The organism is Paraflavitalea sp. CAU 1676, assembly GCF_029223285.1.
Lineage (GTDB): Bacteria > Bacteroidota > Bacteroidia > Chitinophagales > Chitinophagaceae > Paraflavitalea.
Map to the genome: position 1 here is coordinate 748,680 of NZ_JARHUJ010000001.1, position 13,296 is coordinate 761,975.

Here is a 13,296-nt window from a genome sequence, read left to right on the forward strand (position 1 = left end):
AAAGAGTTACTCAGGCAGCTTGTCGGCCAGGTGGGCCATGTTGGCCACCATTTGCAGACTTTCTTCTTTGCCAAGGATATTGGAATAGTTTTCAATAAAGTGGCCGAGGCATTCCTGCAGTTTGGGGTATAGATCTTTGGCTTTTGCCGTCGGAAATACCTTCGTCAGCTTGCCTTCAGTGGTTCGGGTAGCCAGTTCTTTGTCTTCCAGCTTCTCGATGAGGCGTGTAATGGTCGACGGGCTCAGGATCAACTGCTCGCTGATGGCCGTGGGCTGAATGCCGGGCTCCTCGATCACCAGGATCAGAAGGTAGGCATGGCTGGGCGACAGGTCAACCTGCTTCCAGGTTTCCATGGCCAGCCGCTCGATTCGCCGGCCAAGGGCATTGGCCACGAAGTACATGCAGTGTCGATATTTGCTTTCAGAAGGCTTCATTCAACAAGGCAAAGGAAGGGAACTTTATTTGTATATGCAAATAAGATACTGCTTAGATTTAGTTAATGGCCAAATGGCCCCGCCGAAGGGGGAGATGTGGTACTAAAAGTTTGCTCAAGGATAGGATCAAGGGGCTTTTCTGGAAAAGGCAACCATGGATAAGTCATTGACTGATAACTATTTTATAGATGATTCTACTAATAGCCGGGCGGTCCTGGCCGGTTGTCGGGATGAAAGGGTGTATAATGGAAGGCTTATCCGTCTGCAACTGTCTGCACATTGCCTGCATATTGCCTGGATATTGCCTGCGCTCCCTATGTAGAGATACCCTATTCGGGCAATATGCGGGCATGTGGCAGTGAAGTGGCAGGCAAGTGGTGGTGAAGTGGCAGTACATATGAGACGGACTACATGCCTGTTTGGACGATCGAGGTGCGGCAAAGCTGCCGGCATGTAGGATCTGCTAAAACAACTGATCTGGCGGGTCTAATCTGCGGCGCTTATAAATTTACAAAACCTTCGATAAACTTCACGAGCAATTCCTGCTGGTTATCGTCGTAGTGAGGCGCATGTAGTTTTATCAGGTCGCCCTGCTGAATATAAGGGCCCGAAATCAGCTCATCGGCGCCGTGGGTTACCATTTGATCCACGAGGGCAGGAGTGGCCTCAAAATGGAATTGCAGGCCTGCTACGCGGTCGTTGATCAGGAAGCCCTGGTTGGGGCAAATTTCGGTGGCAAACAGGTGTTTGGCGCCGGCGGGCAGGTCGAAGGTGTCGCCATGCCAGTGAAAGGTGACGAACTCATCCGGAAAGGAAGCCAGCATGGAAAGGGTTTTATCGTTCGTGACCTTGCGCACCGGCCACCAGCCGATCTCTTTTTCTTTGTTGGGATACACGCGCGCACCGGCCACCTCGGCGATCAGTTGTGCGCCCAAACAAATGCCTAACACTTTTACGCCGGCATCGATGGCGCTGCGAATAAATGCTTTCTCTTCCTTAAGCCACGGATGCTTTTCTTCTTCATAGACGCCCATGGGGCCGCCCATTACCACAAGCAGATCGATCGTGTTGATGGCAGGAAATTTTACTGCTTCATAGATCTTCGTAAATGTAGTAGTGTGTTGCTGACTGATGGCCCACTCCCACAGGTATCCGGGTGTTTCAAAGTGTACGTGCTGTATAAAATGAATGCGCATAGGATTACTGCCTTACATTTGTGTAGATTTACAAAGTTGACCGAAAAGCATGGCGAATCCAAACTTAAATACTGAAAAAGGGACCTTATCCGCGGCTGATAAAGAGTTCGAGAACAACATCAGGCCCAAAGAGATCGAAGACTTTGCAGGGCAGGGCCAGATCATCGAGAATCTCAAGATCTTTATCAAAGCTGCCAAGCTACGCGGTGAGGCTTTGGATCATGTGCTTTTTCATGGCCCTCCCGGTTTGGGTAAAACCACGCTCAGTCGCATCGTTGCGAATGAAATGGGTGTCAATATCAAAGAAACATCCGGGCCGGTGATCGAAAAGCCCGGCGACCTGGCTGGCCTGCTCACCAACCTGGAGCCGCACGATGTATTGTTCATCGATGAAATACACCGCCTCAGTACGGTAGTGGAAGAATATCTCTACGCAGCCATGGAAGATTACCGCCTAGATATCATGATCGATAGCGGTCCCAATGCGCGCAGCATCCAGATCACCCTCAATCCCTTTACGCTGGTAGGCGCCACTACCCGGAGCGGATTACTTACAGCTCCCTTACTATCCCGTTTCGCCATCAAATCGAGACTGGAGTACTATAATTCCGAAACGTTGCAAAAGATCGTGACGCGTGCGGCCAATATCCTCAACGTTAAGATCACTTCCGATGCGGCGCATGAAATAGCGCGGCGCAGCCGGGGTACTCCGCGTATCGGCAATGGCCTCCTGCGCCGCGTGCGCGACTTTGCTCAGGTACTTAGTAACGGAGTTATCGAACTTGGTATCACGCAGCATGCGCTCCGTGCGCTGAATGTGGATGAATATGGGCTCGACGAAATGGACAATCGCATCCTGCTTACCATCATCGATAAATTCAAGGGCGGCCCGGTAGGTATTACCACCATCGCCACAGCTGTTGGCGAAGAAACCGGTACACTGGAAGAAGTGTATGAGCCATTTTTGATACAGGAAGGGTTCATCAAACGTACGCCACGTGGCCGCGAAGTGACCGCGAAAGCCTACGAGCATCTTGGTCGCACACCTGGCGGTGCGAACAGTGGCAACCTCTTGTTTTAAGCATCCACCTCATTGCTATCGGCTTTTCGAATCGCTGTAAAGTCTTTGTGACAGCGGGTTTGAGTCATTGCCGACCTTCTGCCCAAAAATAGTTGCCTATTTATGCGGGATTCCTGAAACCAATTCAGTGAATTTCCCGTAAATGGTATTCTTTTTGATTACTCGTTAAGCCTGTTTGGTAGCTGCACTACACCCCTTCCTGGTTGTAAGCCTATTTTATTTTAATTCTTATGAGATTATTGAGATCCATCGTGATGCTATGGGTAATAGCTCTGTGCGCCCATAAGGTATCAGGTCAGTACTATTTCTATGATAACGAACATCTCGAACCCAATGTATTATGGGAGGCAGGTATTTCTGTAGGCGCTATGAATGCACTTACCGATCTCGGTGGTAAGAAAGGACTTGGCAAGGGTGGGATCAAAGACCTGAATGGTCAGCATTACAATTTTGCGGGAGGCTTTTATGTAGGCGCTTTATACCACCAAACGATCGGCGGCCGGCTGGACCTTACTTTTGGAAGGGTGAGCGGGTCGGACAATGTACTGGAAGGCGAAATGGGTGAAGCGAAGGGACGGTACATGCGCAACCTCAGTTTCCAAAGCAAGATCACAGAAGCCGCGCTGCTGGCGGAATTTCATCCACTGCCACTTTTCCAGTCTATGGCTAAAGAACCTTCTTTTTTCTCTCCTTATATTGTTGGCGGTGTTGGTCTCTTTCATTTCAATCCGCAAGGCTTTAATGGCTACCGGTGGGTTGATCTGCAGCCGCTGCGTACCGAAGGGCAAGGCTTTCCGGAATATCCTACGCGCCGGCCCTACAAACTTACACAGGTTAATTTTCCACTGGGCATAGGCGTTAAGTATGAAGTATCGGCTTTTATGAATGCGCGCTTTGAGATCATGCACCGCGTGTTAAAGACCGATTACCTGGACGACGTAAGCACTACCTATATAGATCCCGCGCGCTTTATTGAGAACCTGCCGCACGGGCAAGCCGAGCTGGCGGCGCAAATGGCCGACAGAAGGAATGAGCTCGATCCTTCTTCCGTTACCGTCGATGGCAGTATTCGTGGCAATCCCAACAACAACGACTCTTACTTCACGATCCAGTTCAAGTTGAGTATGTCCATCGGACGTACGAAGCGGGTGAAGTGGTAGGCGAAGGGGGCGCTTCAAGCTCAGCATGTCTATTGGACGTACGAAGCGGGTGAAGTGGTGAGTGAAATCGTGCGTTGAGCAGTCCGGGAGATAGTGGCTATGTTTTGTGGAGCCGTTTGCCGGGGCGGTGTTGACGAATTGATGTGTGAGTGCCTCAGGTTGAGCGTAAATAAGAAAGTCCCGCCTTGCGGCAGGACTTTGTCTATTTTGGTCCGTACAAATGAAACTAGGCTACAGGAACTACCAGGCGGAAGCCATTGCCGTGGATGTTCACGATCTCGATCTTATCATCTTCCTTCAGGTACTTGCGCAGCTTGGCGATGTACACGTCCATACTACGACCGTTGAAGTACGTGTCGCTACCCCAGATCTTCTTTAAGGCCTGCTCACGAGGCAACAGATCATTCATATGCTCAGCCAGCATCTTCAGCAGTTCATTCTCTTTGGGAGAAAGGGTCTGCATTTTGCCGGCATGGCTCAGTTCGCGCAATTTCGGATTGAAGTGATAACTGCCCAGATCGAACTCCTTGTTCTCCTGCTCGCGGGTTGTTTCTTCATTCCGCTTCAGGATGGCTTTGATCTTCAGCAACAGCACTTCGCTGTCGAATGGCTTGGTGATATAATCATCGGCGCCAAGGCGATAACCCTGAATGATGTCCTCTTTCATGGTCTTGGCGCTGAGGAAGAACAAAGGAATATCCGGATCTATATCGCGGATCTCTCCGGCTACTGTAAATCCGTCCATGTGCGGCATCATGATGTCCAGCAGGCAGAGGTCGAATTTTTCACGTTGGAATGCTGCGAGACCGAGACGGCCATCGCGCTCCAGGATCACATCAAAATCATTTAACTCGAGATAATTCTTAAGTACACTGCCCAGGTTCTGATCGTCTTCACACAATAGAATTTTCGGTTTCTTTCCTTCCATTATTAGGTAGATTTAGTTCGATAGTGTAAATAAAATTAAATCATTTGCTATATCCGACAAGCCGCGTGTAATATTTTGTTAATAAATGCACTCTGCGGCCTGGCGGCTGTGGGCGCCAGGCGGTTGGCGGGGAATGGTTACTTGCGAAATTGGCGCCAGCCGCTTGCCGGGGATGGTTGCGTATGAAACGCCGGCAGTTGGCTTCACTACCGTGTTGCGGGCTGGTTAGCCGTTTCTCATTGGTTCACCAGCCTGCTACTGGCTTACAAGACAATAGCTATGCTTCGGTTAATTCGCGGGGTAAGGGATGGGCCGTGGTCGATCCAATCTGCGCGACAGATACACGGCAATACGTTAATTTTGTGGTTTACAATTTTCGATATGCGATTGACGAATGATAATACCTTCAAGAAACTGATTGTGATCGGCGACCGTGTGCTGATCCGCCCCTCGAAAGCGAATGAACGTACCGACAGCGGACTGTACCTGCCGCCCGGCGTACAGGAGAAAGAAAAAGTGCAGCAAGGCTATGTGATCAAGACCGGGCCGGGATATGCCATCCCGATGCCCATGGAAGATGAGTCCTGGAAAGGGAAGGACGAGCAGGTGAAATATATTCCATTACAGGCGAAAGAAGGCGATCTGGCCGTATTTCTGCTGAGCGGTGCTACTGAGGTTCTGTATGAAAATGAAAAGTACTATATCGTTCCCCAAAGCGCCATCCTGATGCTGGAACGTGAAGAAGATATGTAGTATCTTTCCCTTAATAATAATCCCTTATGCCAAACACGGAATCATTCCTGCAATCGGTGCAGGCTGGATATGCTTTTAAAGGAGAATTTGCTGTATTGGGCGTTGGTATGCTGGACAAAGCGGCTGTGCCCGGCGCGCAGGTAAAACTGCCGCTCAAAACGATGAACCGCCACGGGCTCATTGCCGGTGCTACCGGTACCGGTAAAACCAAGACCCTGCAGGTGATCGCCGAAGCACTGAGCGACGCCAGTGTGCCGGTATTGCTGATGGATATCAAAGGCGACCTCAGTGGCATCGCTGCTGCAGGTGTAGAGAACGAGAAGATCAAAGAACGCATGACCGTTATCGGGGAGGCTTACAAGCCCACCGGTTTCCCGGTTGAACTGATGAGTTTGAGTAATGAGCAGGGCGTTCGGTTAAGGGCTACTGTCAGCGAATTTGGCCCCATCCTATTGTCGAAGATCCTTGACCTCAATGACACCCAGCAGGGACTGGTGGCCATGATCTTCAAATACTGCGATGACAACAAACTGCCTTTGCTCGACTTGAAGGACTTTATCAAAGTACTGCAGTTCGTGAGCAATGAAGGCAAGGCCGAAATAGAGAAACAATATGGTAAGATCGCTTCTACGAGTACAGGTACCATCCTGCGTAAAGTGATCGAACTGCAGCAGCAGGGCGCCGACGTGTTCTTCGGTGAACCATCTTTTGAGGTCGATGATCTGATGCGGATCAGTGATGATGGTCGTGGTATGATCAACGTGTTGCGCGTGACCGATATGCAGAACAGGCCAAAGCTGTTCTCTACTTTCATGTTGCAGCTGCTGGCTGAGCTGTATGCTTCCCTGCCCGAAGCGGGCGATCTCGATAAACCCAAGCTGGTGATGTTCATCGATGAGGCCCACCTGGTGTTCCAGGAAGCTACCGATGCTTTACTGCAACAGATAGAAACGGTCATCAAACTGATCCGCTCCAAAGGGGTAGGCATCTTCTTCTGCACACAGAATCCGCAGGACGTACCAGCCAGTGTGTTGAGCCAATTGGGGCTGAAGGTACAGCACGCCCTGCGCGCCTTTACGGCGGCCGATCGTAAAACGATCAGGCAGGCCGCAGAGAACTATCCTGAAACGGAGTTCTACAAAACGGAAGAATTACTTACCGAACTGGGTATTGGTGAAGCACTGGTTACTATGCTCAATGAAAAAGGTATTCCAACCCCACTCGTGCACACGATGCTGGTATCGCCCCGCTCACGGATGGATGTTTTGACTGAGGGAGAGATCGATGCCTTGATCGGCAAGTCGAAACTGGTGAAGAAATATGCGGAAGTGGCCGACGCGGAAAGTGCCTACGAGATTCTGAACGATAAGCTGGAAGAAGCGGCTAAGCGCAGTGAGGAAGAACAGGAGGAGAAAGCCGCTAAGAAGACAACCGGCAGGGCGAAAGAAGAGAAATCGACCCTGGAGAAGGTGCTGGATAATTCGGTTACCCGCCAGATTGGCCGTACAGCAGCCAATGTGATCACCCGCAGTTTGCTGGGGGCGCTTGGTCTGGGTGGTAAAAGCAGCAAGAAGAAAAGCAGCAGCTGGTTTTGATGCAGGCGAAAGGCGGCAAGCTCCCCGGAGCAAGTTTACTGCTGAATAGAGTAGGTGATGTTGAGATGATTGAGCACCTCAATGCTGGTTTTAAGCAAGCCTGATCAACCCTTTCTCATCAACTGATAATTTTTGTTCGGCCTGGAGGAAATGAATCACCTGCCAGGCCTTTTCTTTTTTAATGCCGTTGAGCGCGCTAAACAGCGCTTCAGCAGTGATGGACCGGTTGCCGATGATGGTGGTAATGCGCTGGTGTATCTGGCTCACTTCTTCGGGGGTGAGTGGCTGCTGTTGTTTGTTGCGGCAATTATCGCAGATGCCGCAGGGTGGTGTCGTTTCATCACCGAAATAGCTGGCGATGTACTGGCTGCGGCATTGCTCCCTTTCTATAATATAACCTACCATGGCCGCGATCCGTTCCTGGAACTGCTGCTTACGTTTGGCATAGTCGGCCATGTTGATGTAGAGGTCTTCCGTTTTTACCCTGCCTTTCAGGAAATACAACTGGGGCTTATCTTTCTGCGGGGTGTATTCGATGATGGCATTGGCATCGAGTATCTTCAACTGCTTCACAATGTCTTCCTGCTCGCGCTTCAACAGCCAGGCCAGTGTTTTCTCATGAATGCTCACCGGCATATCGAAGATGCCTTCATAGGTGCGCAACAGGGCATGTATCAACGGTTCCAGTACCGGCGCGCTCTTCTCGAACTCATACAGCCAGTCCTTGTTGGTGACGAACTGTATCCTCGAAGGCAGGAACACCTGTTCGTTGAAACTAAGCCAGCCATCCTGTTCCAATGCCTTGATGGCATAGGTGGTGATCCAGGCATCTACCTTGAACTTGGTAGTGAAGTCGGTAAGGTCGAAATTGTAATACACGCCTTCGCCTGAGCCGGTTGGTATTTGCAGGTAATGAACAATGGCCTGGTAGATGGTGCGGATGTCTTCGATCGAAGGAAATCGGAAATCGGGCAGGGCACTCAATTCGCCCAATATCTTTTTGTCGTGCAGCAACACGGCATAAGCTTTCTGTCCGTCGCGACCTGCACGCCCGGCTTCCTGGTAATAGTTCTCGATGCAATCCGGTACATCGGCATGGATCACGGTGCGCACATTGGGTTTGTCGATGCCCATGCCAAAGGCATTGGTACAAACGATCACCCTGGTATTGTCTTTGATCCAGGCTTCCTGCCTTTTGTTGCGCTCGTCCTGCGGCAGGCCGGCATGGTAGAAATCGGACTGTATGCCTTGTATATTCAGTTGCTCGCTGATGGTTTGGGTGCGTTTACGGCTTTTGCAATACACGATGCTGCTGCCGGGCACTTTCAGTAATATCTCTGCGATCTTGGTGATGCGGGTATCTTCTTCGAAGATGCTATAGGACAGGTTGGGCCGCTCGAAAGATTGTCGAAATACATTGCTTTGTTTAAAGCCCAGCTTTTCGCAAATATCCTGCTGCACCATCGGTGTTGCCGATGCGGTAAGTGCCAGTACAGGCACGCCGGGCAGCTCCTCGCGCAGGGCGGCGATGCGCAGGTATGGTGGCCGGAAATCGTAGCCCCATTGCGATATACAGTGCGCTTCATCGATGGCGATAAGGCTTATATCGAGTGCAGGGAGATACTCTTTGAAGAGGTTCGTTTCCAGGCGTTCGGGCGATACGTATAAGAATTTGCAGTTGCTGTCGGTTGCTACTTTGAGCGCGTTCATAACATCGCGGCGGCTCATACCCGAGTAGATGGCGTAGGCCGTGATGCCTTTGCGGCGCAGGTTGCTGACCTGGTCTTTCATGAGTGCGATCAGCGGACTGACCACGAGGCATAATCCTTCCTGTGCCATGGCAGGTACCTGGAAGCAAATGGATTTGCCGCCGCCGGTAGGCAGCAGGGCCAGGGTATCTTTTCCGCTGAGGATCGATTGTATTATATCTTCCTGCAGCGGACGGAATGATGGGTATCCCCAGTATTCTTTTAGTATGGAATGGATGTTGGGCATGTACCGGGGCCGGATGGTCGGCAGGGCTTCGTGTGCTGTTTTTGGCACAAGTTGCCTGTTGCCGGCTCTTTATCAGGTTACTTTTTTAACGAACAAACGTACTGAATTAAGTGCTAATACAACATCACTAAGTCCCATGACGAGTGCGCCAAAGGTAGGCGTCAGCAATCCGAATGCTGCAACCGGTATGGCGATGATGTTATAGAAGAATGCCCAGAAGAGGTTTTGTTTGATGGTTAGGAAGGTGTGGCGGCCCAGGCCCAGCGATAGGGGCAGGCTTTTGATGCCTTTGTTCATCAGCACTACGTCGGCTGTTTGTACAGCTATTTGTGATGCTTCGCTGAGGGAAATGCCGATCGTTGCTTTGGCGAGTGCCGGGGCATCGTTGATGCCGTCACCAACCATCGCGGTGGGACCTTGCAGCGTGAGGTCTTCCACCACCGTCAGTTTTTCTTCGGGTGACTTTTCGGCGATCACTTCATCGATGCCGAGGAAATTGGCGAGTTGGTGGCATTTGTTGTACCGGTCGCCGCTGAGCAGGATGGTGCGGATATTTTTATGCCGCAGGTATTGCACTACCTGGATGGCTTCGGGACGTATCTCATCTTTTACGTCGATCCAGCCCAGCAGTTCATCATTCTTCATGATATAAACATTGTGGCTGTCGTCGCGGGTGTGGGCCATAGCTACCTGGTAAGAGCCAGCCTGGTACACATCGCCATTCATGGCAATGCCTTTCATGCCCTGTCCTTTGATCTCTTCTATCTTCTGCCAGCGGATATTTTCGGGGTGTTTCCAGGCGGTGGCGATGCTTTGTGCGATGGGGTGGTTGGAATATTTTTCAAGGGAGGTGGTGATCTTTTTGAACTCGTCGACGGTGAGTTTTTCATCGATGAGTTTATAGCCGGCCACTACAAATTTACCCGTGGTTAGGGTGCCGGTTTTGTCGAATACCACTTGTTTGATGCTGCGGAACAGCTCGAGGCTTTTGGAATTACGGAAAAGGATGCCGTTGCGTGCTGCCCTTCCGAGCCCTACAGCGATGGCGGCCGGCGTGGCCAGGCCCATGGCGCAGGGGCAGGCGATCACCAGTACCGCAATACTGCGCATCAGCGAAGCGGTAAAATTGTGCAGTATGATAAAGTTGACGATAAAGGTTACCGCAGCTATGCCGAGCACGATGGGTACAAAGATGGCGCTGATCTTGTCGGCCATTTGCTGTACGGGCGGTTTTTCGCCCTGGGCGCGTTTTACGAGGTTGATGATATTGGCGAGTACGGAGTCCTTGGCTTCGGTGGTTACCTGCGCACGGATGGTGCCATCTACGATGAGGCTGCCGCCGATCAGTGTGTCTTTCGACTTTTTATGGAGGGGCATGCTTTCGCCGGTGAGGATCGATTCGTTCACGGTGGCATCGCCGGATAGTATTTTACAGTCGGCCGGTACCTGTTCTCCGTTCTTGATGAGAATGAGGTCGCCGGCGCGCAGAGAGGTGTTTTCAACGGGGAACACATGTTCTTCTCCATCGGTATAGGCGATCATATTGGCCATCACTTTCTGCGATTTGGCCAGTTTGTTGAGGGCTCGCTGGGTGGATTGTATGGAAGCGTCTTCGAGGAAGTTGCCCAGGAATACGAGGGTAATGACGGAGGCGGCGGTTTCGTAAAACAGGAACCCTTCGCCGAGGTTAAAGAGGGTGCCGATGAGGCTGTAGAGAAACGCGGCGGTAGAACCAATGGCGACCAGCACATTCATATTGGGCATGCCGTTGCGGATGCTTTTGATAGCGCTGCGGCCGAAAAAGTCCATGCCCACGATGTAAACGGGGAGGCAAAGTGTTAGCTGTATCCAGGGGTTCATGAGCCAGTGAATATGCACCCAATTGTCGACCATATGCAGCATAAGCGGGGCCGTAAACAGCAGGCAGAAAAGGAAGCGCTGTTTATGATTCGACAGGAACTTTTTGCTCCTGGCCGGAGCGATCGTTCCTTCTTCGTCATGAACGGTATAACCTAAGGACTCTATGCCTTTGACGATCTGTTGGCTGGACCCCTGTTTGCCGTTGAGCTCGAAACTAACATCTCCGCTGGCCAGGCTCACTTTTACATCCTTCATACCTTCTTTTTCAAGGTATTTGTGGATGGTCAACGCGCAGTTAGAGCAGGTCATGCCTTCAACTTTCCAATTCACTGTTTTCATTTACTTGCCGGGTTTTGATCTCTCTATGATAATACTGCAGGATCATCCCCGATCGTACAGTTCATAGTTATTGGGTATTCAAAGTTGGCTGGCAATTCATAGAATCGTTCTCTATGGGGGGACTTGCATCGGGGTTACTGCAAATTTACCGCGTTAGGGCGGGTGCACGGTGGCAATCTACGGATAATATCATTACGCGGTTGCAAAATCCTGCCGGCAAAATCTGCAGCAAATCAACCTGCCCGTATCTTTGCGGGCTATGGAAATACGGTTTACGCTGGATGGTATCGGGGAGGCGGCGCAGCAGTTCTGGCTGGCGGCCAACGGGGCCAGGGTTTTTGCCTTTCATGGCGACATGGGAGCGGGCAAAACGACCTTTATTCATGCCTTGTGTGAGGCGAAAGGGGTCACCAGCACCATTGGCAGCCCTACTTTTTCTATTATAAACGAGTATGCCTGGCCCGGTGGCAAGATGTTCCATATAGACCTGTACCGGCTTAAAGATGAGGAAGAGGCCATGCAGGCCGGGGTAGAGGACTGCCTGTATTCGGGCAATATCTGCTTTGTGGAATGGCCCGGGCGGGCGGCCGGTATTTTCCCCGAGGATACGATAACGGTTTACATCAATGCCATTGATCCTCAAACCCGTGTTCTGAGGATCGGGGAGAAATAAGTATATTTGACGGCTCCCTGACATTATAAACAACAGCAACCAGAAAACTGAAAATCGCTTCATGTCTCAGCAAAAACCGATCATCAGCACCTCTTTCAGTTACGAAACGCTTGAAGAAAAGCTTGATATAAAACCCAAAGGGGCTCAGTTACATATCGGTATCCCGAAGGAAAGGGCTTTCCAGGAGAACCGGATCGCGCTGACGCCGGAGGCGGTCGGTGTGCTGATCAGCAATGGTCATGAAGTAGTGCTGGAACACAATGCCGGTGAGGCGGCCCATTACCGCGATCGCGACTACAGCGAGGCGGGGGCACGCATTGTTTATGACAAAGCCGAGGTGTACAAATCGCCCATCCTGGTGAAGAGCGCTCCGGTAGTTGAAGAAGATCTTCCTTATTTACAATATAACCAGGTGGTGATCTCTCCCATCCACCTGTCGGCTATGAAAGCCGAATTGTTGCAAAAGATGATGGACAAGCGTATTACGGCCATCTCTTTCGAAAACCTCAAGGACGACAGCGATAGTTTACCCATCGTTCGCAGTATGAGTGAAATAGCCGGTAGTGCGGTGATGTTGATCGCGGCGCAGTACCTGAGCTCGGCCAACCATGGCAAAGGGGTGTTGCTGGGAGGTATTTCGGGTATCCCACCTACCAAGGTGATCATCCTGGGTGCCGGCATTGTGGGTGAGTTTGCGGCACGGGCAGCCCTGGCGCTGGGTGCTTCGGTTAAAGTGTTTGATAATAGCGTATACCGTTTGAAACGGTTGCAGAACAATATTGGTCAGCGGATGTGGACTTCCGTGATGGAGCCGCGCATTCTGGCCAAGCAGTTAAAGACCTGCGAAGTGGCGGTAGGCGCCCTGGCTTCTTCGAGTGGCAGAACACCGGTGGTGGTGACGGAAGAAATGGTGAGCAATATGCGCCCGGGCAGTGTGATCATCGATGTAAGCATCGACCGTGGCGGTTGTTTCGAGACCTCGGAGATCACCAGCCATGAACGGCCTATTTTTATGAAGTATGGAGTAATACACTATTGTGTACCCAATATCCCATCAGGCTTTGCACGGACGGCCTCCCAGGCCATCAGTAACGTGTTGATGCCTTTGCTGCTGGAAGCAGGCGAGGAGGGTGGCTTTGAAACCCTTGTATGGCACAAGGTGCACCTGCGCAGCGGCATCTATCTCTTTAAAGGGGCGTTGACGAACTTCCATCTTAGTCAGCGGTTTGACCTCAAATACACCGATCTGAATTTGTTGATCGCGAGTCAGCGGTAAATGTG

11 protein-coding genes are annotated in these 13,296 nt (G+C 51.1%); 6 read left to right on the forward strand and 5 right to left on the reverse strand.

Annotated elements, in window-relative coordinates; genetic code table 11:
- Positions 1 to 6 precede the first annotated feature (6 nt).
- Both P2H89_RS03045 and P2H89_RS03050 read right to left on the reverse strand, forming a co-directional pair.
- Positions 7 to 402, reverse strand: a complete 396-nt coding sequence (locus P2H89_RS03045) for a MarR family transcriptional regulator (protein WP_275825019.1) — start codon at positions 400 to 402, stop codon at positions 7 to 9.
- Positions 403 to 935: 533 nt separating this feature from the next.
- Positions 936 to 1,631: a type 1 glutamine amidotransferase gene (locus tag P2H89_RS03050; protein ID WP_275825020.1), complete on the reverse strand. Its 696-nt coding sequence runs from the start codon at positions 1,629 to 1,631 to the stop codon at positions 936 to 938.
- Between the two features lie 49 nt (positions 1,632 to 1,680).
- On the opposite strand from P2H89_RS03050, the gene ruvB reads away from it, so the two are divergent.
- The gene (gene ruvB, locus P2H89_RS03055; RefSeq protein ID WP_275825021.1) at positions 1,681 to 2,712 is read left to right on the forward strand and encodes a Holliday junction branch migration DNA helicase RuvB; all 1,032 of its coding nucleotides are present in this window, start codon (positions 1,681 to 1,683) and stop codon (positions 2,710 to 2,712) included.
- 230 nt (positions 2,713 to 2,942) lie between these two features.
- The gene (locus tag P2H89_RS03060) at positions 2,943 to 3,872 is read left to right on the forward strand and encodes a hypothetical protein (protein ID WP_275825022.1); all 930 of its coding nucleotides are present in this window, start codon (positions 2,943 to 2,945) and stop codon (positions 3,870 to 3,872) included.
- 226 nt (positions 3,873 to 4,098) lie between these two features.
- Here P2H89_RS03060 and P2H89_RS03065 read toward each other — a convergent pair whose 3' ends face one another.
- Positions 4,099 to 4,800 (reverse strand): response regulator transcription factor, encoded by a 702-nt coding sequence (locus tag P2H89_RS03065; RefSeq protein WP_275825023.1) that lies wholly within the window; start codon positions 4,798 to 4,800, stop codon positions 4,099 to 4,101.
- Between the two features lie 381 nt (positions 4,801 to 5,181).
- Between P2H89_RS03065 and P2H89_RS03070 the strand changes: the two genes are divergently transcribed.
- Positions 5,182 to 5,553, forward strand: coding sequence for a co-chaperone GroES family protein (locus P2H89_RS03070; RefSeq protein ID WP_275825024.1), 372 nt, complete (start codon positions 5,182 to 5,184; stop codon positions 5,551 to 5,553).
- A gap of 26 nt (positions 5,554 to 5,579) precedes the next feature.
- A complete protein-coding gene (locus P2H89_RS03075; RefSeq protein ID WP_275825025.1) occupies positions 5,580 to 7,148 on the forward strand; it encodes a helicase HerA-like domain-containing protein in 1,569 nt (522 codons plus the stop codon).
- 90 nt (positions 7,149 to 7,238) lie between these two features.
- On the opposite strand, the gene P2H89_RS03080 is transcribed toward P2H89_RS03075, so the two are convergent.
- Positions 7,239 to 9,191, reverse strand: coding sequence for an ATP-dependent DNA helicase RecQ (locus P2H89_RS03080; RefSeq protein WP_275825026.1), 1,953 nt, complete (start codon positions 9,189 to 9,191; stop codon positions 7,239 to 7,241).
- A gap of 24 nt (positions 9,192 to 9,215) precedes the next feature.
- Positions 9,216 to 11,342: a cation-translocating P-type ATPase gene (locus P2H89_RS03085; RefSeq protein ID WP_275825028.1), complete on the reverse strand. Its 2,127-nt coding sequence runs from the start codon at positions 11,340 to 11,342 to the stop codon at positions 9,216 to 9,218.
- Between the two features lie 259 nt (positions 11,343 to 11,601).
- Between P2H89_RS03085 and tsaE the strand changes: the two genes are divergently transcribed.
- Positions 11,602 to 12,015, forward strand: coding sequence for a tRNA (adenosine(37)-N6)-threonylcarbamoyltransferase complex ATPase subunit type 1 TsaE (gene tsaE / locus P2H89_RS03090; RefSeq protein ID WP_275825029.1), 414 nt, complete (start codon positions 11,602 to 11,604; stop codon positions 12,013 to 12,015).
- A 61-nt stretch (positions 12,016 to 12,076) separates the two neighbouring features.
- Positions 12,077 to 13,291, forward strand: a complete 1,215-nt coding sequence (locus tag P2H89_RS03095; RefSeq protein ID WP_275825030.1) for an alanine dehydrogenase — start codon at positions 12,077 to 12,079, stop codon at positions 13,289 to 13,291.
- Positions 13,292 to 13,296: the final 5 nt, after the last annotated feature.

Excerpts from the sequence above, each read along its gene's own strand:
- ruvB (WP_275825021.1), top strand. The coding sequence starts at position 1,681 with ATGGCGAATCCAAACTTAAATACTGAAAAAGGGACCTTATCCGCGGCT.
- P2H89_RS03075 (WP_275825025.1), top strand. The coding sequence starts at position 5,580 with ATGCCAAACACGGAATCATTCCTGCAATCGGTGCAGGCTGGATATGCT.
- P2H89_RS03085 (WP_275825028.1), bottom strand. The coding sequence starts at position 11,342 with ATGAAAACAGTGAATTGGAAAGTTGAAGGCATGACCTGCTCTAACTGC.
- P2H89_RS03045 (WP_275825019.1), bottom strand. The coding sequence starts at position 402 with ATGTACTTCGTGGCCAATGCCCTTGGCCGGCGAATCGAGCGGCTGGCC.
- P2H89_RS03060 (WP_275825022.1), top strand. The coding sequence starts at position 2,943 with ATGAGATTATTGAGATCCATCGTGATGCTATGGGTAATAGCTCTGTGC.
- P2H89_RS03070 (WP_275825024.1), top strand. The coding sequence starts at position 5,182 with ATGCGATTGACGAATGATAATACCTTCAAGAAACTGATTGTGATCGGC.
- tsaE (WP_275825029.1), top strand. The coding sequence starts at position 11,602 with ATGGAAATACGGTTTACGCTGGATGGTATCGGGGAGGCGGCGCAGCAG.
- P2H89_RS03095 (WP_275825030.1), top strand. The coding sequence starts at position 12,077 with ATGTCTCAGCAAAAACCGATCATCAGCACCTCTTTCAGTTACGAAACG.
- P2H89_RS03065 (WP_275825023.1), bottom strand. The coding sequence starts at position 4,800 with ATGGAAGGAAAGAAACCGAAAATTCTATTGTGTGAAGACGATCAGAAC.
- P2H89_RS03050 (WP_275825020.1), bottom strand. The coding sequence starts at position 1,631 with ATGCGCATTCATTTTATACAGCACGTACACTTTGAAACACCCGGATAC.